This window comes from Bradyrhizobium sp. 27S5, assembly GCF_037217225.1.
Classification (GTDB): Bacteria; Pseudomonadota; Alphaproteobacteria; order Rhizobiales; family Xanthobacteraceae; genus Bradyrhizobium; species Bradyrhizobium septentrionale.
Window position 1 is genome coordinate 4,445,664 of record NZ_CP147714.1, and the last position, 24,862, is coordinate 4,470,525.

The 24,862-nt window shown below is 59.1% G+C and carries 25 protein-coding genes and 2 pseudogenes; 12 read left to right on the top strand and 15 right to left on the bottom strand.

Annotation, left to right across the window (positions count from 1 at the left end):
- Positions 1 to 93: 93 nt before the first annotated feature.
- Both WDM24_RS20630 and WDM24_RS20635 read left to right on the top strand, forming a co-directional pair.
- Positions 94 to 3,420 (top strand): adenylate/guanylate cyclase domain-containing protein, encoded by a 3,327-nt coding sequence (locus tag WDM24_RS20630; protein WP_338832266.1) that lies wholly within the window; start codon positions 94 to 96, stop codon positions 3,418 to 3,420.
- 378 nt (positions 3,421 to 3,798) lie between these two features.
- Positions 3,799 to 3,975: a hypothetical protein gene (locus tag WDM24_RS20635; protein ID WP_338832267.1), complete on the top strand. Its 177-nt coding sequence runs from the start codon at positions 3,799 to 3,801 to the stop codon at positions 3,973 to 3,975.
- Here WDM24_RS20635 and WDM24_RS20640 read toward each other — a convergent pair.
- The 3 genes from WDM24_RS20640 to WDM24_RS20650 all read right to left on the bottom strand — a co-directional run bounded on the left by WDM24_RS20640 (position 3,962) and on the right by WDM24_RS20650 (position 5,600).
- Complete coding sequence (locus WDM24_RS20640) at positions 3,962 to 4,084, bottom strand: hypothetical protein (RefSeq protein ID WP_338832268.1); 123 nt, start codon at positions 4,082 to 4,084, stop codon at positions 3,962 to 3,964. The genes WDM24_RS20635 and WDM24_RS20640 overlap by 14 nt on opposite strands.
- 585 nt (positions 4,085 to 4,669) lie before the next feature.
- Complete coding sequence (locus WDM24_RS20645; protein ID WP_338832269.1) at positions 4,670 to 4,834, bottom strand: hypothetical protein; 165 nt, start codon at positions 4,832 to 4,834, stop codon at positions 4,670 to 4,672.
- A gap of 85 nt (positions 4,835 to 4,919) precedes the next feature.
- Entirely contained in the window at positions 4,920 to 5,600 is a 681-nt protein-coding gene (locus WDM24_RS20650) for a Crp/Fnr family transcriptional regulator (protein ID WP_338832270.1), read from the bottom strand.
- 626 nt (positions 5,601 to 6,226) lie between these two features.
- On the opposite strand from WDM24_RS20650, the gene WDM24_RS20655 reads away from it, so the two are divergent.
- Positions 6,227 to 6,487 (top strand): hypothetical protein, encoded by a 261-nt coding sequence (locus WDM24_RS20655; protein WP_338832271.1) that lies wholly within the window; start codon positions 6,227 to 6,229, stop codon positions 6,485 to 6,487.
- Positions 6,488 to 7,167: 680 nt separating this feature from the next.
- Here WDM24_RS20655 and WDM24_RS20660 read toward each other — a convergent pair.
- From WDM24_RS20660 to WDM24_RS20670, 3 genes are all read right to left on the bottom strand, one after another.
- Positions 7,168 to 7,407 carry a hypothetical protein gene (locus WDM24_RS20660; protein ID WP_338832272.1) on the bottom strand — a complete coding sequence of 80 codons (240 nt, stop codon included), beginning with the start codon at positions 7,405 to 7,407 and terminating at the stop codon, positions 7,168 to 7,170.
- 300 nt (positions 7,408 to 7,707) lie between these two features.
- Entirely contained in the window at positions 7,708 to 7,944 is a 237-nt protein-coding gene (locus WDM24_RS20665; protein ID WP_338832273.1) for a hypothetical protein, read from the bottom strand.
- Positions 7,945 to 8,512: 568 nt separating this feature from the next.
- Entirely contained in the window at positions 8,513 to 8,758 is a 246-nt protein-coding gene (locus WDM24_RS20670; protein ID WP_338832274.1) for a hypothetical protein, read from the bottom strand.
- Positions 8,759 to 9,221: 463 nt separating this feature from the next.
- Between WDM24_RS20670 and WDM24_RS20675 the strand changes: the two genes are divergently transcribed.
- Positions 9,222 to 10,375 (top strand): IS3 family transposase gene (locus WDM24_RS20675; protein WP_338832275.1). Its coding sequence is split into 2 segments (ribosomal slippage): positions 9,222 to 9,471 and positions 9,471 to 10,375, totalling 1,155 coding nucleotides; the frame shifts between segments, so codons are not numbered across the junction.
- A 30-nt stretch (positions 10,376 to 10,405) separates the two neighbouring features.
- On the opposite strand, the pseudogene WDM24_RS20680 reads toward WDM24_RS20675, so the two are convergent.
- Positions 10,406 to 11,655, bottom strand: a pseudogene (locus tag WDM24_RS20680) (IS3 family transposase); the annotation flags it as partial.
- 1,097 nt (positions 11,656 to 12,752) lie between these two features.
- Between WDM24_RS20680 and WDM24_RS20685 the strand changes: the two are divergent.
- Together WDM24_RS20685 and WDM24_RS20690 are read left to right on the top strand one after the other, a co-directional pair.
- The gene (locus WDM24_RS20685; protein ID WP_338832276.1) at positions 12,753 to 12,956 is read left to right on the top strand and encodes a hypothetical protein; all 204 of its coding nucleotides are present in this window, start codon (positions 12,753 to 12,755) and stop codon (positions 12,954 to 12,956) included.
- Positions 12,957 to 13,220: 264 nt separating this feature from the next.
- Positions 13,221 to 13,466, top strand: a complete 246-nt coding sequence (locus WDM24_RS20690; RefSeq protein WP_338832277.1) for a DUF6894 family protein — start codon at positions 13,221 to 13,223, stop codon at positions 13,464 to 13,466.
- Between the two features lie 1,491 nt (positions 13,467 to 14,957).
- Here WDM24_RS20690 and WDM24_RS20695 read toward each other — a convergent pair.
- From WDM24_RS20695 to WDM24_RS20710, 4 genes are all read right to left on the bottom strand, one after another.
- Positions 14,958 to 15,158, bottom strand: a complete 201-nt coding sequence (locus WDM24_RS20695) for a hypothetical protein (protein WP_165124830.1) — start codon at positions 15,156 to 15,158, stop codon at positions 14,958 to 14,960.
- 275 nt (positions 15,159 to 15,433) lie between these two features.
- Entirely contained in the window at positions 15,434 to 15,649 is a 216-nt protein-coding gene (locus tag WDM24_RS20700) for a hypothetical protein (RefSeq protein ID WP_338832278.1), read from the bottom strand.
- 690 nt (positions 15,650 to 16,339) lie between these two features.
- Positions 16,340 to 16,567 (bottom strand): hypothetical protein, encoded by a 228-nt coding sequence (locus WDM24_RS20705; RefSeq protein WP_338832279.1) that lies wholly within the window; start codon positions 16,565 to 16,567, stop codon positions 16,340 to 16,342.
- 480 nt (positions 16,568 to 17,047) lie between these two features.
- Positions 17,048 to 17,227: a hypothetical protein gene (locus WDM24_RS20710; protein WP_338832280.1), complete on the bottom strand. Its 180-nt coding sequence runs from the start codon at positions 17,225 to 17,227 to the stop codon at positions 17,048 to 17,050.
- 307 nt (positions 17,228 to 17,534) lie between these two features.
- On the opposite strand from WDM24_RS20710, the gene WDM24_RS20715 reads away from it, so the two are divergent.
- From WDM24_RS20715 to tnpC, 5 genes and pseudogenes are all read left to right on the top strand, one after another.
- Positions 17,535 to 17,789, top strand: coding sequence for a high-potential iron-sulfur protein (locus WDM24_RS20715; protein ID WP_338832281.1), 255 nt, complete (start codon positions 17,535 to 17,537; stop codon positions 17,787 to 17,789).
- Positions 17,790 to 17,920: 131 nt separating this feature from the next.
- Positions 17,921 to 18,166, top strand: a complete 246-nt coding sequence (locus WDM24_RS20720) for a DUF6894 family protein (protein WP_338832282.1) — start codon at positions 17,921 to 17,923, stop codon at positions 18,164 to 18,166.
- Between the two features lie 126 nt (positions 18,167 to 18,292).
- Entirely contained in the window at positions 18,293 to 18,718 is a 426-nt protein-coding gene (gene tnpA / locus WDM24_RS20725) for an IS66-like element accessory protein TnpA (protein ID WP_245284953.1), read from the top strand.
- Complete coding sequence (gene tnpB / locus WDM24_RS20730; RefSeq protein ID WP_104465416.1) at positions 18,715 to 19,062, top strand: IS66 family insertion sequence element accessory protein TnpB; 348 nt, start codon at positions 18,715 to 18,717, stop codon at positions 19,060 to 19,062. The genes tnpA and tnpB overlap by 4 nt, the downstream gene beginning before the upstream one ends.
- A gap of 73 nt (positions 19,063 to 19,135) precedes the next feature.
- Positions 19,136 to 20,260: pseudogene (gene tnpC, locus WDM24_RS20735) on the top strand (IS66 family transposase); the annotation flags it as partial.
- 550 nt (positions 20,261 to 20,810) lie between these two features.
- Here tnpC and WDM24_RS20740 read toward each other — a convergent pair.
- Positions 20,811 to 21,074, bottom strand: a complete 264-nt coding sequence (locus WDM24_RS20740; RefSeq protein ID WP_338832283.1) for a helix-turn-helix transcriptional regulator — start codon at positions 21,072 to 21,074, stop codon at positions 20,811 to 20,813.
- 127 nt (positions 21,075 to 21,201) lie between these two features.
- On the opposite strand from WDM24_RS20740, the gene WDM24_RS20745 reads away from it, so the two are divergent.
- Positions 21,202 to 21,378, top strand: a complete 177-nt coding sequence (locus WDM24_RS20745) for a hypothetical protein (RefSeq protein WP_338832284.1) — start codon at positions 21,202 to 21,204, stop codon at positions 21,376 to 21,378.
- A 638-nt stretch (positions 21,379 to 22,016) separates the two neighbouring features.
- On the opposite strand, the gene WDM24_RS20750 is transcribed toward WDM24_RS20745, so the two are convergent.
- From WDM24_RS20750 to WDM24_RS20760, 3 genes are all read right to left on the bottom strand, one after another.
- Entirely contained in the window at positions 22,017 to 23,147 is a 1,131-nt protein-coding gene (locus WDM24_RS20750) for an AAA family ATPase (RefSeq protein WP_338832285.1), read from the bottom strand.
- Between the two features lie 152 nt (positions 23,148 to 23,299).
- Complete coding sequence (locus WDM24_RS20755; protein WP_338832286.1) at positions 23,300 to 23,479, bottom strand: transcriptional regulator; 180 nt, start codon at positions 23,477 to 23,479, stop codon at positions 23,300 to 23,302.
- Between the two features lie 200 nt (positions 23,480 to 23,679).
- Complete coding sequence (locus WDM24_RS20760; protein WP_338832287.1) at positions 23,680 to 24,819, bottom strand: tyrosine-type recombinase/integrase; 1,140 nt, start codon at positions 24,817 to 24,819, stop codon at positions 23,680 to 23,682.
- Positions 24,820 to 24,862: the final 43 nt, after the last annotated feature.

Consider the following 24,862-nt stretch of genomic DNA (forward strand, 5'->3'; position numbering starts at 1 on the left):
CTCATTCTGGTGGGGCGGCTTGACCGCCGGCGCAGGCCGGCGTTGTGGCGCAGTAACCAGTGATGAGTGTGGCCAAATGTGCGTGTGAACGCCATGGATGTCTCTGTCTGGCTGCGCAGCCTCGGCCTGGAACGCTACTCGCAGGCATTCCGGGAGAACGCGATCGACGAGGCAAGCCTGCCCAAGCTGACGGCCGAGGACCTCAGAGACCTGGGCGTGACCGCGGTCGGCCATCGCCGCATTCTCCTCGATGCGATCGCCGCGTTGCGAACTGAACCCAGGTGCGAGGCCACCGAACATTCGGTCGAGCCCGATCGCTCCGGCGCCAAGGCTACGGAAGCCGAACGCCGCCAGCTCACGATCATGTTCGCCGACCTCGTCGGTTCCACGGCTTTGTCGGCGCGGCTCGATCCGGAGGAACTGCGCGACATCATCGGTACCTATCACCGCTGTTGCGCCGAGGTTATCACCAGCTCAGGTGGCTTTGTTGCAAAATATCTCGGTGACGGCGTGCTGGCCTATTTCGGTTACCCGCAGGCGCATGAGGAGGACGCTGAACAAGCTGTGCGCGCGGGTCTCTCGCTGATCGAGGCGGTGGCCAAGCTCGATGGCCTGTCGACCTTGTTGCGCGTGCGTGTCGGTATCGCCACTGGCCTCGTCGTTGTGGGCGATCTGCTCGGCGAGGGTGCTGCCCAGGAACAGGCGGTCATTGGTGAGACCCCCAATCTTGCGGCTCGGCTCCAGGGGCTTGCCGAACCAAACGCTGTTGTCATCGCGGACAACACGCGCCGTCTGCTAGGCGGCCTGTTCGACTATCGCGATCTCGGCCCATTGGCGATCGCCGGTATCGATTTTCCGGTGCATGTCTGGCGGGTCCTGGGTGCGAGCACGATCGGCAGTCGGTTCGAGGCCCTTCGGGCCGCCAACACGCCGTTGATTGGCCGCGAGGAAGAAATCGCGTTGTTGACGCGACGTTGGGAACAAGCAAAGGCCGGCGACGGGTCTGTCGTCCTGGTCGTCGGCGAGCCGGGCATCGGCAAGTCGCGCATCGCCCAAACGCTGCTGGAGCAGCTGGGCAGCGAGCCGCACACGCGGTTGCGCTATTTTTGTTCGCCGCATCATCAGCATAGCGCGCTTTATCCCAGTATCACCCAGCTTGAGCAGGTAGCCGGATTTCGACGTGAGGATACGGCTGAGACCCGCCTGGACAAGCTCGTGGCGGTGCTGGCTCTGGCAAACAAGGAGCTGAGCGAAGCCGTTCCTTTATTGGCGGACTTGTTGTCGATACCCACCGGAGACCGCTACCCGCCGCTCAATTTCACGCCACAGAAGCGCAAGCAAAAAACGCTTGAGGTGCAGCTGGCCCAGGTGGAGGGACTCGCGGCGCAGCAGCCGCTGTTGATGCTATGGGAAGACATTCACTGGAGCGACCCCACCACGCTGGAGTCGCTGGATCTACTGATCGACCGGGTGGCGACGCTGCGGGCTGTGATCATCCTCACCTTTCGACCCGAGTTTGCGCCGCCCTGGGTCGGCCGCCCACACGTGACATTGCTCAGTCTCAACCGCCTGCCGCCCCGGCACCGCACCGAAATGATCACGCACCTGACCGGTGGCGAGACCTTGCCTAGGGAAGTTGCCGACCAGATCGTAGATCGCACGGATGGCGTCCCATTGTTCATCGAGGAACTGACCAAGTCTGTCATCGAAAGCGGATGGATGGCCAGAGGAGGAGAGCATCTGGCGATTCCGGCTACGCTCCAAGCCTCGCTTCTGGCCCGGCTCGACCGGTTGGCGCCGACGCGGGAAGTGGCGCAGATCGCGGCGACTCTCGGGCGGCAGTTTTCCCATGAGCTGATCAGCGCGGTCGCCGATATGTCGCCATCGCGGCTGGAGGACGCTTTGGCGCAGCTTATACGCGCGGAGCTGGTGTTCCGGCGCGGAGCGCCGCCTGATGCCTCATACACCTTTAAGCACGCGCTGGTGCAGGACGCCGCCTATAGCACCATGCTGCGCGCCCGACGGCAGCAACTGCATGGCCGCATCGCCAGCACGCTGGAACGCCAGTTTCCGGAGATTGCTGCGGCTCAGCCTGAACTTATGGCGCAGCATTGGGCCGCAGCTGGCGCCGTCGAAAAGGCAATCGAGTATTGGGACAAGGCTGGCCGCTTGGCCGTGCGACGCTCGACGATGGCCGAGGCCGCCACGCACTTTGGCAAGGCACTCAACCTAATCGCAAACCTGCCGAAAAGTGCGGAGCGGGAATCCCACGAGCGTTCGATTCAGCTCGCGCTCGCCGGCGCGCTGACGGCAGCCAAGGGATGGGCATCACCCGAGGCCGGCCAAGCATACGCACGTGCTCGCGAGCTGTGCCGTGACACTCCGGAAGGAGCCCAGGTAGCGACAGCATGGTCCGGCGCCCACTCGTTCTTGCACAATAGCGCAGAGATCCGCGCGGCCCATGATCTGGCGAACGAATTACTCCTGCTTTCCGAACGCCGAAATGACAGGGACACTAAGCTTATAGCGCATCGAAACCTGGGCATCAGTCTTTTGTTTCGTGCGCAATTCGGTCGCGCGCTTCCCCATCTGCGACAGGCGCTCGATTTCTATGACCCGGCTGAGCACAGACCTCCGAAGCTGACACCCCACGATCCGCGCGTTAACTGCGAGAGCTTCATCGCCTGGATACTTCAGCTGCTCGGACGACCGGACGAAGCGCTGGCGCAAAGCCAACGCGCGCTAGCCTCCGCGCGTGAACTGTCGCATCCTTATACATTGGCGTTCGCTCTGCACGTCAATTGTGTCTTTCACCAGCTTCGCGGCGAAGCAGCTATCCTTGAGGAACGAGCCGAGGAGCTGGTCGCACTCGCCACCGAACTCGCTTTTCCCCACTTCGTGGGATCAGGCACCTGTTTCCGAGCATGGGCCACGCTTGAGATGGAAGGATCCATCGACGAAGCCATCAGAAAAATGCAGTGGGGGCTGGCGACTAAGCGAGCAACGGGGGCCGAGATCAAAGTGCCTTACTACCTTGGTCTACTAGCGGAAGCACACAGGCGCGCGAACCAGAACGCCGACGGGATCGGCCTGTTAAACAAGGCCCTGGAGGTGGTCGAACGAACTGATGAGCGGTGGTACGAGGCGGAGCTGTATCGGCTCATGGCTGAGGCGCTGATCACCGGGTCGGATCTAGACGACGCCGAACGCTGGCTGCATCGCGCGCTTCACACAGCACAGAAACAAGGTTCGAGATTCTGGGAATTACGGGCCAGCGCGAGAATGGCTCACCTCTGGCGTGGTCAAGGCAGGCGAGCCGAAGCCCACGATCTGCTCGCACCGATTTACCGCTCCTTCACTGAAGGCTTCGATACGCGCGACCTCAAAGAGGTGGCCGCGCTATTAGCCGAGTTGGCGTAGAAAGAGCACTTTTCTTCGAAACCCGCGACTTCTGCTTGGGGTCAAGGTGCGACTTCCACGGGGAGGGCGGCTTCTGGCGCAAAGCGGACATCCGGCAGATTGCCGACGTCGGCCAAGGGCCAACAAGCGACTTGAGCAAAACGGAAGTAGCCACCAACTGAGGCGACCTTCGACTTCAGTCAGATTGTGCATATTGTCCGGAGAGACCAAGATGCTCGCATGCGTCGGGCGATCATCATAACCGTAGGCGTCTTGGCGTTGGCTCTCGCGATGTCGCGTGAGCGGCGGACGAACATCCTGCCTACGCAGCCGCTGCCTCCGGTGATCGCGCCTGACAAATAGTGGCCCCCCAAACTGAGGCGGCCGGAAAGGCTTCAAATGCAGCCGAAGATCAAAGAGCGAATCTGCCCGGCCTGCAATGGAACGGGCTTCCCGGCCGGAATGCAGTCGGTAAAGCCAGGCCATAAAATCTATCCGGTCAAATGCAAAGCCTGCGACGGCAAGGGCAAGGGCAAGATCACGGAAGACAACCGAGGCGGCCTCAGTGCACGATGAAGGCACCCGCAAGCATCACCGCGATAAGCAGTGTGCCGCCGAAAATAGCGATGCCAAGACTGACGCGTGCTGGGATTGAATATGAATCGAAATGGGGCTGTTCGATCATGCCACGCTCCCTTGTCCCTGGGCGGGGAGCGCGAACGCTCTCAGTCACCGGCAGACGCCGTTGCAGGGCGGTGATGGCCGGAGGTTGGAACAGCCAACGTTCCAAGGCTGGTCAATTTTGATCACTCTCGAAAAGAAATTAACGATTTGGGCGCGACTGCTGCGATCCGGAAGGCAGGGCGTGCGGCTCCAGAGCAGATTCACGCAAGGAACTCCGTTCACCCACGGAGAACCCGAGGCGCTTGGCGATGTCGTGAAGAGGACGATGAGGATCAGCACGGTAAGTGCGATTGAGGTGCAACCGGCTATTGTTCCCAGTCAAGGCCGCCGGTTCAATTCGGCGGGTCTTCTGTGGGTTTTGGGGGGAGCGGCGGGGGGCTGATCCGGCTTTTTAAATTGATGCCTTTCCGGCCGGCGCGCTTCCATTGGCCGCGCGAATCTGGCGGCCCACCGCCGTTCGAACTTTCTTTGAATATCCCGAGGAACGTCGCTCATAACCCACCTTCAGGCTCAGCCCCTCGATGGGACCTCAACGCGCAAGGTGCTTTAAAGGATCCTCATTCGCGTGACGCGGTCCTTTTTCTTTTCAGGCGAACAGGTCGTTTCCGGCCGGGAGAATCTTCACGTACGTCCCGCTCTCGTGGATCTCCAGCCAGCCTTGCGCGATGGTGTGCTTGAGGGCGGCGCCATATTCAGCAGGTGTGCCCCTGTCCAGGTACAGGAAGGGCCGGTGCGATGCCGGCGCGTCCATGCAATTGGCTCTGAAGAGATTAGTCGCCCCTAACGACGCGGCGGTTGGCGTTGGCCCGCGACGCTTGAGGCGCAGTTTTATCGTTTTACAATTCGCGCTTGATCTCGGGCTTGTCGTACAAGACCGCGTTCAGCAATGAACTGTTGACCTCGATTTTTCCGTTGTAGCTGATGAAGCCGAGCTTGCGGAATCTGTTCATGAAGAAGCTGACGCGGGATCGCGTCGTTCCAATCATTTCGGCCAATGTCTCCTGGCTGATATTTGGACTGATCGGTTGAGGGCTGCCCTCCTTGCCGAAATTCGCCAGCAGGAGCAGCAGGCGCGCCAACCGCTTTTCACTGGAGTTGAAGAGCTGGTCGATCAGGTCCTCTTCAATCCGGCTGTTGCGGGTCAGCAGATAGGCCATGAACAGCTCGGAAAATTTGGGTTCATCGTGCAATGTCGCGACCATGGCGGTCTTCGTTATCGCGGTCACCAGGCATTCCTCCATCGCTGTCGTCGTCGCGATACGCAGCGAATGGCCGTTCATGCAGCCTTCGCCAAAGAACTGGCCGGGCTCCAAAATGCCGACCACGGCTTCCTTGCCTTGCTCGGATATGACAACAACCTTAACCCGGCCTTTCTGGATATAGAAAACCGTATCTGCCACGTCGCCCTGCGCAAAGACGATCTCATCCTTGCGAAATGCGAGGATGGTCTTCCCTTCGCCTACCCTGGCGAGAAACTCCTTAGGATCAAATATTGCGTGGTTGGTATTTTCCGGCATGTCCCGTTTCGTCCCGCGCGGTGGGACGCCTAGCTTACCATTCAGCCGCCGACGTTCGAAGTAAAAGTGCCGCACAATGGAAGCTTTTCGCAGCCAGGATGGGAGCACCCGGCTGCCGATAAGCTGATGGAACGGTCAGCAGGCGAAGCGCGAGCAGCACCCAACAGGTCGCAAACACCGACCAGAGTGGCGGCTAGATCGCAACTGCAAAACTTCCAGTGGTCTTGCATTCCAGGCACTGGAAGGTGCGGACTTCGTGACCGGGTTGAGCAGGTTCGATGCAAGCCAACCGCATAGGCTTGCCACACCTGGAGCACGGAAGAATTCCGATCTCCGCGCGGCAGTATAGCGGATTTGGCTGGACAGATGACGTCATGCCTTCCCCTGTATTGGGCGGGAGCATACCGATCTCTCTGTCGCCGATAACTGCCTCTTCGGACGGCGATGGACCCAGTCTAGCCCAATACGCCAATGCGGGGCTGGTCAATATTGCTCACATCGGAAAAGCTAAACGAAGGCGCACGAAAGCAACTCCAACTCGCATATGAAATAAATCCATTATCGCAGGAACCTCTTATCGCCTGGCTCTATTTGCTCCCTGTCTCTCTAACCAGGAGGTAGACACCATGACGAGAGTTCTTTTGGCGACGGTTGCTGTTATCGCATTCACAGCACCTTCATTCGCGCAGCAGGACAAAACTACTGGTCAAGCGCCACCATCGGGCGCTTCCTCGTTCTACGTGGCTCAGGATCCCGCGACGATGAAGTGTCAAGTTGTCAATGCCCAGCCTGCCGCTGGCGGCAACATGAAGATCGTCGGCACGGCACATCCGACACAGGCATCAGCACAAACAGCCTTGATGGCTGATAAGACTTGCAAAGAATGAAGTGACGGCGCGAGTACAGGGGTGGGTCTATGGTTCCGCAAAACTACTGACCCGCCCCGCTAACTACGTTGCCCGACGGATGCATTTTCGGACTTGTGCGCGCAGTTGCGAGGTCCGGTTTTACACCTATGAGCCAACATCATCAGACCGCTCCCGCAGGTCCGAAGAGTGCCAAGAGGCGAAATGGCATCGCAAGAATGAGTGAAAAAGGCCACCAACTAGGGTGGCCTTATTGCTTTGTTTTGTGGGAATGCGCCGGTTGATCGCATGCCCCACAGAAGAAGGTGTTACAGAATTCCAAGCGACTCATTTTAAAGCCCGCAGGAATGGCCTCCACCCTAAAATCAAAGGCTCCGTTTTTGGCCTTCGAAAGACGGGCAGCCCCTGTCATTCCACAGTTCGGGCATGAAACTAACTCGGTCCACTGATCGCTGCCCTGCATCGTGTAGACTCTTTCACTGGCGAATAGGCGCGTGGCGCGACGGTTGTCTGATCAGTGCCGCTTACGTCGGCGCACGCGATCCCGGCGAGGAAAGCCACTCGCTGATGTGAGAGGCGGTCTCAGCCTGCCGTGCCTGGCGGATCATTCTCTCTCGTTCGATCCCGAGTGGAGTGCCTTTCGCTGCTTGCCGCAGGCGCGCGGCTTCTTGGGTCAGGCGTGCTTCGAGGGTATGGCCTGTTTAATGCGCCGCCGCTGCATCGGGGCGCTCCATTCCATTATAGGAAGGGCGGGAGCGCGTGATGGCGTTCTCATCACCGATGAATGCCGAAAGCCGTGCGGTGATGATGACAACTTGAGGCCTTAGAAGCTCCCTTGCTGTTCCTTTTTGCTCACTTTCAGAAAAGTTAATGAATCGGCCAAAGCCAGAACAAACTGGGCCACCCAAGACCGGCCAATCACGATGAAAACAGACCAGCACCCCCGTCTTATGAGAACGAATTCTGATATTAGACACTCAAAAAGTAGTGGCGGGCCGGAAGTCCACTTTGGGTCAAAAACGGACTTCGTGGCAAAGTCCGCTTCAGGCGCAAAGCGGTCATTCCGAACGTCGGCTGCGTCGGGATGGCCGAAGACCGAGTTGTCGTTCGAAAGAAGGCTGTAATAGGGGGAGCAGAGGAGGTCGCACTGAGCAACGCATCGCACAACGCCGTCGTTTATTCCGATCACTCCTCCGAAACATGGATCGCGGCAACAGCGATCTGGCTCAGACCTGCATCGCCTAGTTGCTTCCTTGCTTACCGACGTTTGGCGGCTTGAGCATTACCTCCTTCAAGCGATCGCCACTAGCGATGACGACCACGAAGTTGAGTTTGCCATCCTGCTTCATCAGACCTCCGGCGAGAGCGCTTCCCTCTGCAGCCTTCTCGGCGATTTGTACGGCGTCCGACAGCTCTTGCTCAACTGACTTCAGGGCAATGATTTTGCCCAGATCCTCCCGATCGACTTCCTTCAGCATGACGAAATTTCCATTTCTGTCGCGCGTCCGGTGTTCGCATCTATGACATTCAAAGTCGTTCATTGCACCGTCCGCACGCGATAAATGGCCGGACCGGATATCTCAAAGCTAACATCCGCGGTCCTTGAACCGTCATGCAAATGCTCGGCGATCGCTACGCCAAGCGGGAAGAACGAATTGCGACCTATGGAAATCAATCTATGCGCCTAGGAATAGGCATCTTAGCAGTCCTACTGGGGAATACCGGCCAAACCTATGGCTGCGCGAACAGGTCGTTCCATTCTGCAGGATCCTCACGTAGGTCCCACTTTCGTGGTATTCGAGCCAGCCCTTGTCTATCGCGTATCGTACGCCCGCCCAGTGTTCGGCAGGTGAGGCTTTATCGAGGTAAGGCAAGGGCCAGCTGATCTTCTCAATGTAAATCGTGTCGTCCTCAAGGGGTTCGAATTCTCGAGCGCGCAGCATGATCTGGCGGGCAGCTTTTTCGGGATCTGTCCAAGGGCGCTCTTCCTTCATTATCGTCACCAGCGGGCGGAATGCCGAACGAGTGCCTCATCTGAACCGTCGCTCAGATTTTCGGCGCAACACCAGCTCGATCAAATACTGGCGTTTTCTCGATATCGCTTGCGTGACTCCCCGAAGGCGTATCTTCGGCGGCGTGCCGAAGCGACTCGGCGCTCGCGTCCAGTCCGTCGACGGTTTCGTTTGCCTGACTGCCAGAGTCGTGCGGGTGGACAGGAACCTGCCCGACGCCGGAACCAGTAACGGCATCAATGGTGCTCGACCGAGGTGACGTCCGATTTTTTTGTGTCATAGGAATCTCCCTGACGAGTCAATTTTTTCGCTCGCTACAGGTTCCGCCAACAACTCAAGTCAAACTGTAGCAACGGGCCGCGGAACGCCCTCCAGATCCCTCCGTTGATAATTCGACCTGTTGGAGAACCGAGCCATGCAAGACGATTACGAGATGTTTCGCGATTCGGAGCTTTGGCTAGCTGCTTTGGTCAGCTGCGGGCCAGCGTTTCTGATCGCGGCCATTGTCCGTCGTCAGATAATTTGAGACTAATCAGGCTTTTCGAGAAGGGAGGCTCTGGCTCATCTGTTGTTGGAGTTTAAGCGGCCTGCAGTTGGTGCTGCAAGCGGCGGTTTGCGATGGTCTCACGCTTGATGCGCTGTCGTTCGGTTAGGATGGTCTCGGCTCTGCCGAAGTAGACGTCTGAGCTGCTGCCGGTTTGATGGACACCGAGATTAGGTGTTTCATGAAGCCGGAGGTGGCGATGAAAAGACGGAAGTTCAGCCGCGAGTTCAAGGTCGAGGCGGTCAAGCTGGTGCGGGAACGTGGGGTGTCGGTGGCGCAAGCTGGCCGTGACCTGGATGTTCATGAGAATGTTCTCCGCAAATGGGTGAAGGAGTTGGGCTCCGACCCGGCGCAAGCCTTTCCCGGCCACGGGCAGATGAAGCCGGAGCAGCAGGAGATCGAGCGGCTGCGCCGTGAGGTCGCCAAGCTGAAGGCCGAGCGGGATATCCTAAAAAAGGCCGCAGCCTACTTCGCGAAGGAAGCGACATGAAGTTCGCCTTCGTCGCGAAGCACCGGACGATCTGGCCGGTGGCATGGCTATGCGATGCGCTGGGAGTGTCGCGGTCGGGCTTCCATGCCTGGCTGAACCGCTCTCCCAGCGCCAGATCCCGCAGCGACGAGGAGCTCGGCGGCAAGGTCAAGGCCAGCTTCGCCGCCAGCGACCGCACCTATGGCGCACGCCGGGTGTGGCGTGACCTGCTCGCCGACGGGGCGGATTGCGGCCTGCACCGGATTGAGCGGCTGATGCGCCTGCAAGGCTTGCGGGCGCGGCCGCGACGTCGGCGCTTACCGAAGGACAGCGGCGATCGACAGCTCGAGACCGTACCGGCGAACCTCCTTGACCGGCAGTTCGCCGCCGAGCGGCCGAACCAGAAGTGGATCGCCGACTTCACCTATCTCTGGACGGCCGAAGGCTGGCTCTATGTCGCAGCGGTGATCGACCTGTTCTCACGCCGCGTGGTGGGCTGGTCGATGAGTGCCGCCATGACGGCACAGCTCGTGACGGACGCATTGTTGATGGCCGTCTGGCGGCGCGGCAAGCCGGATGCGCTGTTGCATCACTCCGACCAGGGCAGCCAGTACACCAGCGAGCAGTTCCAGCGCCTGATGGCCGACCACGGCATCGTTTGCAGCATGAGCCGCTCCGGCAACGTCTGGGACAACGCGGCGATGGAGAGCTTCTTCTCCTCGCTCAAGACCGAGCGTACGGCCAACAAGATTTATCAAACCAGAGATGAGGCACGCGCCGATGTGTTCGACTACATCGAACGATTTTACAACACGACCCGCAGGCACTCGACCATCGGCTATCTCAGCCCGGTTGAGTTCGAGCGCAAGGTGGGATTAGCTTAAGCGGGTGTCCATCAAACCGGCAGCAGCTCAGTCAGCCGGGGTCAGGTTTTTGATGCTCTCATGATAGCGGACGTGGTTGTAATGCTCGACGAAGGCGCCGATCTGCCGTTCGAGGTGGTGAGGTAGATAATAGTTCTCGAGCAGAATGCGGTTCTTCAGGGTCTGATGCCAGCGCTCGATCTTTCCCTGGGTTTGGGGATGATACGGAGCGCCGCGCACGTGCTGCATGCCCTTGTGTTCGAGCCACCTGGCCAGATCGTCCGCGACGTAACTCGAACCATTGTCGCTGAGAAGCCTCGGCCGGTGCGCGACGGTGATGTGGTCAAGGCCGGAGGCCGCGAGTGCCTGGTCGAGTGTGGCCGTGACGTCGGAGGCACACATCGTGGGACCAAGCCTCCAGGCGACGATGTAACGCGAGAAGTCATCGAGCACGGTCGACAGGTAGTACCAGCCCCAGCCGGTGATCTTGAGGTAGGTAAAGTCGGTCTGCCAGAGCTGGTTGATGGCGGTGGTCTTGTCCTTGAACTCGTTCGCCGCCTTGATCACCACATAGGCGGGGCTGGTGATGAGGTCATGCGCCTTCAGCAGCCGATAGACCGATGCCTCGGAGACAAAATACTTCCGTTCGTCGGTGAACCGCACGGCCAGCTCGCGCGGCGACAGCTCGGGCAGCTCCAGCGCCAGGTCGATGATCTGGCCCCGCACATCGTCGGGGATGCGATTCCATATCCGGTCAGGTCGAGACCGGTGGTCAGCCAGCGCCTCGACGCCGCCATCACGATAGCGATCATACCATCTATAAAACGTGGCGCGTGGGATCCCGAGCTTGTCCAGCGTGCGCTTGGCCGGCAGGTGCGACTGCTCGACCAACTGGATGATCTCGGCCTTCTCGGACGCAGGATATCTCATGCCTCGTCCTCCCCATCCCCGTTCATGCTTTTTTTGAGTAGGCGGTTCTCAAGGGTGAGGTCGGCCACGACTTCCTTCAATGCGGCCGTCTCACGACGGAGATCCGTCACCTCGCCGGAGGTCGCCGCACGCGCCGTATCGCCCGCCAGGCGGCGCTTACCGGCTTCGAGGAACTCCTTCGACCAGCCGTAATACATTGAGGCGGCAATGCCCTCACGCCGGCAGAGCTCGGAGATGTTCTCCTCGCCCCGCAGTCCTTCCAGCACGATGCGGATCTTCTCTTCCGCCGAATACTGCCGGCGGGTCTGGCGCCGAATGTCCCTTAGTACCTGTTCTGCCGGCGCTTTGCCCGGTCCGGATTTCTGCTTCATCTTCGCTCCTGGTGGCTACGATGAACCAGAAATCCTCCCTCCGCAAAATCCTTCAATTTGTCTCACACGCCCTGACGGCAAACAGCGGCCATGATGATCGCATCGCTTATTCAGCCGCAGTTCCCGGGCTGACAAGCTATGAACCAGCCCGCAAAGCTGCGAGTACCAGGCAAAGTGCTAAAGATAGCAGGAGCAACTGTTCTGCTGGCGCTGTTGCTCATGGGTTTTATTTTTAGCGCGATATAGCTGCGGGCGGATTGCCCTGACCGATGGATGGTGGATGGACCGATAGCGGCCCGCTAGGCTTCGTGGGATTGCCGTCGGCACGCGAAGCGGCTGTAGTGGCCCCATGAGCGACTACCCCATGAAGATCACGTTCGGCGAATGCGCGAAACGGGCGCCACGCGCATCATCGTCTTTTGCAAAGACTATCGGTGCTCTCATAACATCCAGATGGACGCGGCGAAATGGCCGGACGAGATGCGGCTGTCGGATCTCGAGCCGCGGTTCATTTGCACGGTCTGTGGCAAGCGAGGCTCTATCATTCGATCGGTAGACGCGCCTCCCAAGATGGGCACCGGTTAATGGGAGTCGCTAGCAATCGCGGCATGAGGCGATGGCGGGTCCGGGCTGGAAAAGCTATGCCTCGAACCGCATATTTGGCGGGATGACCGCGAGGGACCATTTCAAGGCTTATTTAAAGTGCCCGCGTTGTGGGCTTACCGGCGTCGCCAACTTGGCCGAACTTGATGAGCCGAGCCAGACAACCATGGTGGAGCAGCTTCCACGAGGCTTTAAAGTCGTGAATCAGCCTAGCAATCTCGCTAGCATCGATCTGTTCTGCGAACGGTGCGACGTGTCAGCAATCACCACAGACAATAGACCAAATAACTAATCATCCCGAACGTCCGTGAGATCGATCTCATGCAACTCGCGACGCCGCGGCGGGGAGACGTAGCCGTGAACGAAGTTCCTTTGGAACTGCAGCCAAAGGGCGTGCGTTAGCCTTCATCACCGCCCGGATCAGTGGGCTTTTATCGGTGATGAGACCGCCCGGTTAGCGCTCCCGCCTTCCTCGAACGGGAAAGGAGCGTCCCATGGTCATCAAGCGGCGGCGTTTCAAACAAGACCAGCCCCTTCAAGAACGTCTGTGTGACGAAGGACAACGCCTGCGGGCGATGGCCACCGAGATGCCCGTTGGCGCGGCCAAGGAGGCGGCGCTCAGAAAGGCCCAGCAGATGGAGACCGCCTCACATATAGACGAATGGCTTTCCTCCGCCGGCTTGCAGAGCCCGAAGTGAAGCGGACGAACCAGCGACCCATCATCGGAGACGTTGTAAGTCCCGACATTAAGACTCGGGAAGTGTTCGCTCTCGACCTTGCCGACGATGAAACCGCGAGAATGGTGGCTCGAAAAATCGCCGCTGCAACCGGGCGGCGCGTGACACTTCGGGATGCTGACATGATAGCGATAGAGATGGTTCCAGCCCCTAAAAGGCATTAGCCTCGCGTCAGGAACCTGTTCTGCCTGCCTGCTTTGACAAAGTAACGCAGGAAGGCGAAGCATGACGCGCTATTATTTTGATCTGCGCGACGGTGAGGAGTTGGCCCCCGATGAGGAGGGCCTGGAACTCAACGGCATGCAGGCGGCGCAAATGGAGGCTGCTAAGTCGGTGGCGGATATGGTCCGGGACGTCGTGTATCAGTCTCAGCGCGTACACAACCACCGCATGGCGATAGAGGTCCGAGACGACAAGGGCCCTGTGATGCAGCTCAAGTTCACCTTCGAGATCGAAAAGAAGTTGCAGTAAGGCCTACGCTTGATGGCGTTGAATCGATTTGCGTCAGAGTGCATTGCACTGGCCAATCGCCGAACTGCTTTGATCGTATTTGTGGTCGCGCTCGCGATGCGCTTATCGCTGCGACCATTACGACGCTCGAGAACGTTCCTACGCGCGTGTTCAGCAACGAGACGCCCCCGTACGATCGGGCTGGCTCGGCGCAGCCGCCGTCTGATCTGGCGCCAGGCGCACCGCGGGTGTCGTCCGGCAACGTCGTCGCCAAGGTTCTCACGCGCTCTCTATAGGCTTGTTGTCGGGATCGGCCCGAGCAAAACACACGGTACGAGTGGCCGTGCGACGCTCGATGCGATTTGTCGCAGAGGGCAGTCGTTTTGATGGGTTAAATTGACGGAGGGCGGCATAGCCAGATGAGAGACTCAGCCTGATGTTGGAGGTTTTGAGCACATGGTCCGTTGAAGCGCTTGCCATTGTCGTCGTTTTTGCTTTGGTAGCGTCGGCCGTGGTGAGGCTTATGCAGGGCCGGAAGCCGTGACGAACGCACTGGGGTGTGTCGCTCTCGCAACGTCACACTTGTTCCCTTAAGTGCAACCAGCATTTCGACTCCACAACGGCGCCGCGCTAGCGCTTGATAAGCGCAGACCCGGGGCAGGATTTTGCCTCCAAGAAATCTTCAATCCGGGCCGGAGACCGCTGTCCAGCGCCAGCGGTCTCTTCGTTTAATGCGAGGGAGGCCATTCTATGCCGACGCAGGTATGGGCTCTCGCCGCGTCAATCGGCTGGACCGTCATGAAAACCCGGATGCCGGCTAACCCTCCTTGGCACGTTTTGTGCCTTCCCAAACGGCAGAGAGAGGGGCGGATATTATGATCGCTGAGCACTTTTGGGTCTGGGCTGCGCTATTTGGCGTTGTCACCGTCCTCGCCTTTCATTCGACCGGGCAAAGGCGCGGGTAGTGCGTCTACAGCCCACGGCGCGGATGTAAACGCGCCATGCCGATCACGGCTTCTCTGAGGGCTCGCTGCCTCAATCCAGGCTATCGCTCGATTCGCGCGTGGCCGTCGATGAAGTCGAAGACCAACCGGAGCACCGTATCGGTCAGTGCAACGACTAGGAGGGATTAGCTGCGATCTCGTCACGCTTGAGCGGATCGCGATACTAATATTCTGCCCACGCAACCGCTGCCTCAAATATGAGCGCGCCCGACAAACAGGGCTTCACCCGAGAAGGAGCCAGGCCACGCACACGATTAGGGCGAAACGACACCGCAGCGGCGCAGACAAAGGCCGTCTCTATGCCGTCGAATTCATATGGAAAGCTTACGTTGCTGCCCCGAAAACGGAATCAAAAACCGTGATGGGGCAGAAAAGTTCCGCCATCGGAACGAGGAATTTGAAGCCTAAACTTCCTCCAAAACGACCTGTTCAAGCTACTAGGGCAAGACGCACCGAGCAGCGGCCTTCAGCGAAAACTGAAGGGGACGCTGCCTGGGCGATCTTCGAGCTAGCCCTTCGTTACGATCGGAGCAGGAGCTTTTCCAACCGGGTACTTTCCGACCGGGTACTTGCCAACCGGATATTTGCCAATTGGCATCTTGCCAACCGGAGCCTGTTCGGCGACCGGCTGCGGACGAGGGAGGTCGGCCGCACTGGCAGCAGCCACGAAACCGAAAGTTGCAACTCCAACAACCAGAAACTTCAACATCGTGATCTCCGAGATTGTAGCTGAGCACAAACACCCTTTACCCTCTAACGGCTACAGGGCAATTATCGCTGTATCAAAGCTGGTGCTCGTGCGGTCGTTTCTTTGCCGGATGTGACAAAAACGGCACGGAGCGATTACTTTGCGTGGTGCTGGATATGGACGGGCGAGACCGACCTCGTACAGTCGGGCTCAGAACAGTCTCGATTACAAGAACGAAGCGCGTTCGGTGGCACTTGTTGCATATCCGGTGCCGTCCTAGGTGTTACTGCCCGGCGCTACGGCTCCACGATGATCCGGAAGGCCTTCCGCTGTTCGGCTGTTGCCCGGGCCCGCTCCAGCGCCGCCGGGTAGATCAGCTGCTCGTTGAGCTTGACCTCATAGAGGATCGCGCCAGTCTCCGAGACCAGCGTGAACAGCCAGAACCTTCGCCCGGCCGGCGGGTGCCCATGTTCGCGCTCATAGCGGGCGGTGTAGACCTCGATCCCAGCCATCGGCTCCCATCTTTACCTTGCGGAAATTTGAAAAGCCTTGACCCAAATCAACTGTCGCGGCGCCGCGACAGCTTCAGCATTCACAGCATGAAGTGGGACTGGATAACGATAGCCGGTTGCGCCTCAATCGCACTTTCCGTGCTGGTCCTGATTGTCCTCTTTACGATGTAGCCGAAAAAGCTTTCCGGGGCTCTGGTGAGCGCACGAAGTGCCTGACACCGAACCAATTTCTGCGGCTTGGCACAAACTGCACTAGGTTGCCGAGTCCTCTGGGCGTAGGCTAATCCTCTACGTGGGGTTGTGTCATGCCTAATGACCTATTTTTCCGAATCTGCGCTGTGATCCTGGGTTTCAGTCCGATAGCGATCATGACGTTTGCGTTCTTCGCAAACTGAGGGCTACGTCGGCCCGTATGCATCGGGCGGGCCGCTAGATGGCCCCAGCAACCAGCCTTTACACAGGCCCCCAAGGTTGCTGGGGCACTCAATTAGAGGCCGCCTCAGTTTGGCGGCCTTTTTCATTACGGGCTGCGGTGAGCGAGGACACCTTCCGGGGTAGATACGGCAAGAGTCGGCTTTCCAGCTCCCAGTCGCTCCTCAGCCCCCTGGAGTAGCGATCCCTGGCGCTGTGACTAACGTCCGGCGCAGTGGTCGCTGGTTAGCTGTCGAAGCGAGTTCGGAACTTCAGTCGTCAATCTCGCTTAATGACCAGGAGATCGTAGATTGAGCCTGTAAGATTTTTGAGCGGTATCCGATATCCGTCTTCGCCTTCGTGGTGGACAGTGTCTTGAGCCACGCGCTGGAAAGCACCTAGTTCGTTCGAGCCATTGCCGGCGGGCTGGATCGAGAATGTACGATCATCGACGATTGTAGCGCGGTGCAGCCGCGATCCCTTACGAAGCTTATCGAAGTAGCGCATTCGCATCCTCTCCAGAAACAATCCAAATAGCAAAAGCGGCAATCCCTTATTTTGTTCCGTTCCTGAGGAGGAACCAACCTTGCCAGGCGGGCTCACGATCTCCAGTTTTCTGAAAATGGCACGCGGCCCCCCATGTCGTGCCAGTTAGGCGTAACATGCACAGCGCCGGCCACGCCGCAGACCTTGCAGACCAGACGCCAGCCGACGCGCGACCAAGGCTGATCCTGCGGTAGGGCGTCCAGCCGTACATCCACCATCCGATCGCAGCCACCGTGGCAGCGGATGTTGCAAGTGACGTGACCGTCAGCGAGCCATTCCGCGGGGCTGCCGGGCGGGAAGGAGCGGCCGGACCATTTCGTGTATCGACGCTGAGGCATCGGCGAATGATCGCGCCGATCGCGCGCGGTGAGAAGCCGCAAGCAATCGCGGTGGTGATGGCTTGCTCAACAAGAGATTGGTCAAGCGTGGAATTGAACGCCGTTATGCGGCGGCGTCGACGGTCGCAATGATACCACGCATGTCGCAGGCTAGCTGGCGGTAGCGCGCCCCCAGGCGCAGGTAGAGTTCTCGCTTGCTTCCATCTGCCTCCCGGCCAGCGATCAAGTCGCACTCCGTGGCGAGACCTTCAAATCGTTCCAGCTTGGCCAGCAACGCTATCATAGCGGTTTCCCTGAACGCTTACTGAGGGACCAACCACGCTACTATTTGGATTAGTTTTTGGTGAACATCGTTATCGGGCAGAACTATTTTTGTTGTCCGAATCGAAACGGCGCTGGGCTAGTGCGCGTCGTGGCAACAGGCGTCCCGTTCATTAAAATTGCAGGAATGCTAAAAAAATAAGGAACAAAACTGGCGAATGCTGCTCTTGTTCCGTTGGGCCGCGTGACCCATTAAGCGCTGGTCCGTGGCTCGGTCCACGGTCTCAATGCCGTGCTTCCGTGAGATGCGCATTTCAGGATGAAATGTCATGACAGAGCAACAAGGTGTTTCTCGGCGGCGAGTTCTGACTATCGCGGCGGGCGTTGCTGGCGCATCAGTTGCCGGGATAAGTGTGGCGCGCGCGCAGGCCAAGACGCCGCAGAAAAACGTGAAGTACCAAGACACTCCGAAGGGCGACCAGCGCTGCGAGAATTGCAAGCAGTTCCAACCACCATCGGCCTGCAAAGTCGTGGATGGAACTATTTCCCCGCAAGGCTGGTGCGTGGTTTATATGAAGGCCTAGGAAAACCTGCCTCCGGGACGGGTTGGCGGCCGCGTTTGAATTTCCAAAGGAAAGCGCGACGCGCCATTAAACCTCGCGTCAGGAACGTGTTCTGCCTGCCTGCTTTGACAAGTAACGCAGGGAGGCGAAGCATGACGCGCTATTATTTTGATCTGCGCGACGGTGAGGAGTTGGCCCCCGATGAGGAGGGCCTGGAACTCAACGGCATGCAGGCCGCGCAAATGGAGGCTGCTAAGTCGGTGGCGGATATGGTCCGGGACCCCGTGTATCCATCTCCGCCCTTACACAACCACCGCATGGCGATAGAGGTCCGAGACGACAAGGGCCCTGTGATGCAGCTCAAGTTCACCTTCGAGATCGAAAAGAAGTTGCAGTAAGGGCCTTACGCTTGATGGCGTTGGATCGGTTTGTGTTGGAGTGCATTGCAATGACCAATCACCGAACTGCTCTGTACGCCTCCGGTGGAGCCCGGTGAAGGCCGCCTTGCCGAATGAGGCGAGTTGTTGAGTACTGTCCTTATGGACAGTGATAGGCGCAGTGCCCAAGTCGAACGGCTTGAAGTGGTGGACACGGGCCGGCGACGGCGCTGGTCCGAGGATGAGAAGCTCAAGATCGTCCTGGAGAGCTTACAGGCGCCGCGCCAAGTCGCGGCAACAGCGCGGCGGTATGGCGTTTCGCGCTCATTGCTGCTGCGATGGCGACGCTCGTTTCGGCCTGAGCCGAAGGATACCGCCCGTCAACCTGGCTTCGTACCGGCGATGGTGGTCGCGGAATCTGGGCCGCCGCCTTGTCCAGTCGCGCCGGCCAACAGCGGCGGGTCGATCGAGATCGAGTTTGCTGCCGGGGCTCGGATGCGGATCACGGGTCCGGTCGACGCGGCGACGCTGAAGGCCGCCGTGGCGGTGCTGGCAGATGGACGCTTACGGTGATCCCCATTGCGTCGGGCGTGCGGGTGTGGATTGCGACCGGCCACACCGATATGCGTCGCGGCATGAACTCGCTGGCCTTGCTGGTGCAGGAAGCGTTCACGCGAGACCCGCACGGCGGCGACCTCTATGTGTTCCGTGGCAAAAGCGGCAAGCTGATTAAGATCCTTTGGCACGATGGACTGGGCATGTCGCTTTATGCCAAGCGGCTGGAGCGCGGCCGCTTCCTGTGGCCGTCGTCGGCTGATGGCGTGGTGACGATCACCCCCGCCCAGCTTGGCTACCTGCTGGAGGGCATCGACTGGCGGATGCCGCAACATACCTGGCGACCGCAGGCGGCCGGCTGATCGCTGGGATTTGAATCGGTGGCACGATCAGCGGTTCGGACAGAGACCGCGTCTTGTGATTCTGTGGTCGGCGATGGGCGCTGATGATTCTCTTCCCGACGATGTGACCACGCTGCAGGCGATGCTGCGCGCCGAGCGAGCGGCCCGGTTGGCCGCGGAAGCCGAGGCCCAGGCGGGGACCTTGCTAATCGAGAAGCTCAAACTCACGATCAGGAAGCTCCGGCACGAGCAGTTCGGACAGTCCTCCGAGCGAGGCGCATTGCTGGACCAGCTCGAGCTACAGCTCGCCGACCTGGAGGAGAACGCCGCGCAAGCTGAGACCACGGCGCAGATGGCAGCCGAGAAGATTGCGGTGCCATCGTTCGAGCGCCGCAAGCCAGCCCGCCGGCCGCTGCCGGAGCATCTGCCACGGGAGCGCATCGTCTATCCGACACCTGCGATCTGCCCATGCTGTGGTGACAGCCGATTGCGCAAGATCGGCGAAGACGTGACCGAGTCGCTGGAGCTCGTTCCGCGCCAGTGGAAGGTGATCCAGCACGTGCGCGAGAAGCTCGTCTGCCGGGCCTGCGAAGCGATCACCCAGCCGCCGGCTCCCTCGCATCCGATTGCGCGCGGGCGTGCAGGGCCCAAACTGCTGGCCCATGTTCTGTTTGCCAAGTACGGCCTACACCTGCCGCTCAATCGTCAGAGCGACGTCTACCAGCGTGAAGGCATCGACCTCGACGTATCGACGCTCGCGGACTGGGTAGGTGCCTCCGCGGCAACCCTGATGCCTTTGGTAGATGCGATCCGGAGCCACGTCTTTGCAGCCGAGCGCATCCACGCGGATGACACTACGGTGCCGGTCCTGGCCAAGGGCAAGACCCGGACCGGCCGGCTCTGGACCTACGTGCGCGACGACCGTCCGTTTGCCGGCCCAGATCCGCCGGCGGCCGTGTTCTTTTACTCGCCCGATCGTGGCGGTGCGCATCCGGAGCAGCATCTGGCGGGCTATGCCGGACTGATGCAGGCCGACGCCTACGCCGGCTTTGGCAGACTCTACGAGGCCAATCGCAAGGGCGGCCCGATCATCGAGGCCGCGTGCTGGGCGCACGGCAGGCGCAAGTTCTTTGATCTCGCGCGGCTCAGCAAGGCGCCGATCGCGGCCGAGGCGGTCAAGCGCGTCGATGTTCTGTTCGCCATTGAGCGCGAGATCAACGCCGGCCTACTGCAGAGCATCGGCAGGTTTTGGGCTTCACGGGCGGGGCTTATTTGGCCGAGATGGCCGGGAGTTCGAATCCCGCGCCGCGGTGCTACCTGGCGACGAAGAAAAGATGCCGGTCTTCGATCGCGCCGGTGCTGCGCCAAAAATTTGAGCGAGGAGAGGCCGTGGCTCCAAACGACTTCATTGGGGCGTGGCTGGGATGGTCTCGATCAGGTGTATGACCCGAACGATCCAAAGCCTTCATTGAGGAAGCCCGCGGAATCGAAGCGGATGAGGAGCACTCGTCGGCGGACAAATTGATGAGGCGGAAGGCAAGACAATGCCGGGGCAAAGGAAGCAGAAATCAAAGACCTAACTCCGCCCTCGACGAGACGCCGACACTCTCCATGGCCTCGCATAGCGGTATTCCACCGGTCGCACTCTCTCGTGGAACACGTCGTGGATGAAAAACACAGATCAGCGAATTCCTAAGTAGGATCAATAACGCTCGGCGGAAAGTGTATCCGCCTTTGGTGTGTTGGCCGGGAAATCCGATTCTCTCAGCCTAGCTTTTTGGCCGACGGCCGCCCTTCAACGGCTGAGGAACCGTTTCGCCGGCTTTTGGCACTCTAAATAATTCTTCAATATTGGCGGACAACGCTTTGGCAAGTCGCTCAAGCACCGCCACGCTCGGGTTTTCGAGCCCGCGTTCAAGGCGGCTGACATAAGTTCGATCAACATCAGCATCGACGGCTAAGACTTCCTGAGAAAGCCCGCGCGCGACCCGCAACCGACGAATATTTCTCGCGACTAAAGCGCCTGCTTTCATCGTAGCAGGCCAGCAGGATGATGTCTATTAAACCACGGACAATAGTGCCACCATTAGCTCGTCAGGTATTCGGGTTAAAGCTGAAGGTGCCTGGAAAGATTGGGCTAGCGAAGGCGAGGGGCGCATCATGTTCACGATAGCTGGCGGCATTCTTCTCGCTGTTTTGATGCTAGCCCTGCTGCCCTGGCTATTGGCCAGTGCCGTATGGGTCGTCGTCATTCTCGTAGTGGGGACGATTGGTGTAGCCGCCGTCTGGGCGGTTTATGCCGGGGCGCAGTCTTTCACGGGATTCGCATTGAGCTGATGATAGGAGCGGCATTCGTCATCTGGCTGCTTCTTAAAGCGCCGGCGCGTCCCCCAGGTCAGTCGAACCACGCGATGCGAATTCTCAGAGGATGGATCAAAATCATATCTTCGCCGGTCGTCGCTCCCAAGGAATACTGGCGGTCGATGCAAGATCGACGACTTTCGGGGAAGCATGGGAACGTTGTAGCAGTAACATTTGGTCTTACCTGGTCCTTCATTGTGGGATTGGTCCTGGGCTGGCTCGCCATTTCATTGCCCGCTTTAGCCGTCTTCGCAGCCCTGTCTAGCCTTTGGGAAATGATTTCGCCTACATACTATTGGCAATGAGCAAGGCTTCGCGCGCGTAGTGCGGCGAGATCTTGTCGATGCCGGCGACGCCGAGCATCTCCCGACACATCCTCAGCCGTCCCATCACTCAACTCCTATTTGAACTTCAATTATCCCGGGACTTGACCGTGCGAAGCTCACCGACACATACTTTTCCGTGGTCGATCCGTGTTTTCGTCGCTCCCTCGCTAAGGCGTTGAAATTGCCTTGTAGCGTGTAGCAAAGCGTAGCATCGGTGTAGCAATGCTACATCCTCGACCTGTAGCGTAGCGTAGCAAAACCCCCTAAGGGGGTTGCTGCTACACGATGCTACGCAGGCACGGGACATGAGGGTATTTGACCAGGTTCAGGTTTGAGTCGAACTTGTCCGTCGTCCGGTTCTTCAATTAAATGTTGGACGCTCTTCCGAATTCTGCTGAAAGTGGCGCGTGGGTTAGAGTCGTTCCGTTTGATCAAACCGTCCCTGGTCAATTCCTCTTTCCAAAATTCCAGATGCACGGCGCCATCCTGGCCACGCTCGGCAATCGCCCGTGTGAGCGCGTCGAGTGCCCGCGCCTGCTTGCCAGTGGTTGGCTTTGAAACGGCTGGACGGGCTTCGCGCTTGAATATGTCAGGATCGTAGGGTGCAAGGATGGATGTGGTGTACGGCTCTCGATCGGTACCGTCCTCCCACTTGCGGCGAACAGTCACTTCTTCCATTTGGAATGCGGCAATCAGACCCTCGGGCTGGTCGTTAGCCTTGACCACCGTGGCAGTCCGCACCTTGCCTTTTTCGGCTACTTGAACCGCGAGGTCGACATGTCCTAGCCTGGCATTGCTGCCGCGTTCGCCAGCAGCGGCGTTTTTGCCGGTGTGGCCGATTGTTGCAATATGAACATCAATACGGTCGTGAATTCGCTTTAGGGTGGTAGCGGCCATGTTTTGATGAAGGGCTTTGTCTTCGTCACCATTACCCGCGGCGATTGCCTTCGCGAAAGTGTCAATGATTATGAGGCCGACGCGGCACCCGGTGTAACCCTCAAACTTGAGAACGGTGTTCACGACCTGATCTGCACAGGCTGGATCGAGAAGGTTGATTGTTTCGGAGACGACAGCGATCGGCAGAGGGACAGGATTGTAGCGCGTCTTATAAGCCCCCATGCGGTTGTGCGTCAGATTCGCGCGCTCCGATGCAAAATAGACGGTGGCGCGCGGTTCACGGGATGGGTCCTCTTCATTGTACATGAACTCATGCCACTGCCAGTGGTAACGTCGATTGGCGATGTGGAATGCCATGTCCAACAGCAATGCGGATTTGCCACAACCGGGCGGACCGAACCATGTTGAATCCTCCCCGAGCGCAATGGCGTTTTTCAGTATCCAGATTTTTTCCGCATTCTCTGCGCATTCGTCGAAGGTGTCGTAAGAGAATGCATTGGGATAGTCATCGTCGGTACTCATGTGTAAGGGCCATGTGCCGCTGAGCGGCTGTATGATCCCCCCGACCGAGAAAGCGCTTGACCTTGCAGACCAGTTGCGTTATTAAACCTCTTGTCGAGACGGTCTAACGCATTCTGGCCCCGGTCGCGGATTTCGCGGTCGGGGTTATTGTTTTAGGCGGCTTCGGTTTCGCGGGCGGCTCGCCAAGCAATGTAGGCGTCGCGGCTGATGCGGCGATTGCTGCCGATCGGATATGTTCGCGGCGCTTTGCCCTGCGCTTGCAGCTTGTAGAAAAATGCCCTGGATATTCTCTCGGCGGCGCAGAACTCTTTGATCGTAAAAGACTCGTCCATTTCTAAACCCCTAAAGGCATAGCGAAGCGAGCGCGGAAGCGATGCATTCGCGGGTTAAAAGATTAGTGAGGGGACTCACGACACCGGTCCTCCGAAGGGTCCGGTTCAAATTCTGCCGCAAGCTGCGATCACCGCGAGTCCACGTGCATCTATTTCGCGCTATAGAAGTTACGCAATGTACAACCGATCAGGTGGCCGCGTCAGCCGCCAATCGCGCTGCTGCAATGGTTGGCCCATGTCGTCATCAGTTCGCGACGCTTTGCCAGGGCCGTCGATCGGCGATAGGCCGCTTCGGTTTCGTCATCGACCGCGTGCGCGAGGGCCATTTCGGCAATCTCACGCGGAAAGCTGGTGCAGTCGCCGGCCCAATCACGGAACGTGCTCCGCATGCCGTGAGTCGTCGCCTCCGAGTTCGTATGGCGGGTGATGCAGTTCGATAGCGTGACGTCACTGACGGGACGGAAAGGAAGCTGCGCCAAGGCCAAGTCCGTCAACGGTACCTTATGCTCACGCTCTGCTTTCATGCGAGCGGCCGGGATCGTCCAAAGGTCGCCTTTCACCTCCCTGGCCACGTCCATCTCGTCGGCTTCGTTGAACCGGCAAGCCGTTAGAATGATCCAGCGAAGCATGCGCGCGCCGTCGCTTGTGTCAGTTGCCAGCGAGCGCCAAAACTGCGGCATTTCCTCGTAGGGTAGGGCGGGATGGTGCTTCACTTCCGACTTGCGGCGCCGAGCAAGCACCTGGTCAAGATGCCCGCGCCACAGGGCTGGATTCTCGCCGGTTCGGAGCCCTTCGGCCTTTGCCGCGTTCAGGATCGCTTCGATTCGGCCGCGGACGCGACGGGCGGTCTCCTTCTTCACGCTCCAAATGGGACGGAGCACTTTCAGCACCGATTCGGTATCGACCTCCGGAACGGCGATATGCCCGATGATCGGATACGCGTAGTCACGCAAGCTATTCGACCATTGCTGCCGGTGCTTTTCGTTTTTCCATCCGGCCTCTTTGCCCGCGATGTATTGCTTCGCATAGGCTTCAAACGTGATCGTGCCGGTGGCTTCCGCCTTCGCCTTGGCGCGCTCGGTCAGCCGATGCTCGATCGGGTCGACGCTGCTCCGGATCAGCGCGCGCGCCGCGCCGGCCGCCTCGCGTGCCTGTGCCAATCCTACGTCACGCATGGGACCAAGGCCCATGAATCGCTCTTTGCCGGTGACCGGTGACGTGAATCGAAAGACCCAACTTGCGTTGCCGTTCTTGTCGACGTCGAGTCGTAACCCGTCGCCATCGGCAAGTTTCTCGCCAGGCTTCGCATGCTTCACGCGTACTGCTGTCAAAATCCCCATCTGTCCATCTCCAAAAGTGTCCGCCTAAACCCACGTCTCACCC

Coding starts and splice junctions, on each gene's coding strand:
- WDM24_RS20665 (WP_338832273.1), bottom strand. CDS start 7,944: ATGCTGAAGGAAGTCGATCGGGAGGATCTGGGCAAAATCATTGCCCTG.
- WDM24_RS20760 (WP_338832287.1), bottom strand. CDS start 24,819: ATGGGGATTTTGACAGCAGTACGCGTGAAGCATGCGAAGCCTGGCGAG.
- WDM24_RS20630 (WP_338832266.1), top strand. CDS start 94: ATGGATGTCTCTGTCTGGCTGCGCAGCCTCGGCCTGGAACGCTACTCG.
- WDM24_RS20710 (WP_338832280.1), bottom strand. CDS start 17,227: ATGATAGCGTTGCTGGCCAAGCTGGAACGATTTGAAGGTCTCGCCACG.
- WDM24_RS20700 (WP_338832278.1), bottom strand. CDS start 15,649: ATGGCTGGGATCGAGGTCTACACCGCCCGCTATGAGCGCGAACATGGG.
- WDM24_RS20740 (WP_338832283.1), bottom strand. CDS start 21,074: ATGAAAGCAGGCGCTTTAGTCGCGAGAAATATTCGTCGGTTGCGGGTC.
- WDM24_RS20750 (WP_338832285.1), bottom strand. CDS start 23,147: ATGAGTACCGACGATGACTATCCCAATGCATTCTCTTACGACACCTTC.
- WDM24_RS20635 (WP_338832267.1), top strand. CDS start 3,799: ATGCAGCCGAAGATCAAAGAGCGAATCTGCCCGGCCTGCAATGGAACG.
- WDM24_RS20720 (WP_338832282.1), top strand. CDS start 17,921: ATGACGCGCTATTATTTTGATCTGCGCGACGGTGAGGAGTTGGCCCCC.
- WDM24_RS20650 (WP_338832270.1), bottom strand. CDS start 5,600: ATGCCGGAAAATACCAACCACGCAATATTTGATCCTAAGGAGTTTCTC.
- WDM24_RS20640 (WP_338832268.1), bottom strand. CDS start 4,084: ATGATCGAACAGCCCCATTTCGATTCATATTCAATCCCAGCACGCGTC.
- WDM24_RS20655 (WP_338832271.1), top strand. CDS start 6,227: ATGACGAGAGTTCTTTTGGCGACGGTTGCTGTTATCGCATTCACAGCA.
- WDM24_RS20685 (WP_338832276.1), top strand. CDS start 12,753: ATGGTCATCAAGCGGCGGCGTTTCAAACAAGACCAGCCCCTTCAAGAA.
- WDM24_RS20755 (WP_338832286.1), bottom strand. CDS start 23,479: ATGGACGAGTCTTTTACGATCAAAGAGTTCTGCGCCGCCGAGAGAATA.
- WDM24_RS20690 (WP_338832277.1), top strand. CDS start 13,221: ATGACGCGCTATTATTTTGATCTGCGCGACGGTGAGGAGTTGGCCCCC.
- WDM24_RS20705 (WP_338832279.1), bottom strand. CDS start 16,567: ATGCGCTACTTCGATAAGCTTCGTAAGGGATCGCGGCTGCACCGCGCT.
- WDM24_RS20745 (WP_338832284.1), top strand. CDS start 21,202: ATGTTCACGATAGCTGGCGGCATTCTTCTCGCTGTTTTGATGCTAGCC.
- WDM24_RS20695 (WP_165124830.1), bottom strand. CDS start 15,158: ATGTTGAAGTTTCTGGTTGTTGGAGTTGCAACTTTCGGTTTCGTGGCT.
- WDM24_RS20645 (WP_338832269.1), bottom strand. CDS start 4,834: ATGGACGCGCCGGCATCGCACCGGCCCTTCCTGTACCTGGACAGGGGC.
- WDM24_RS20670 (WP_338832274.1), bottom strand. CDS start 8,758: ATGACACAAAAAAATCGGACGTCACCTCGGTCGAGCACCATTGATGCC.
- WDM24_RS20715 (WP_338832281.1), top strand. CDS start 17,535: ATGACAGAGCAACAAGGTGTTTCTCGGCGGCGAGTTCTGACTATCGCG.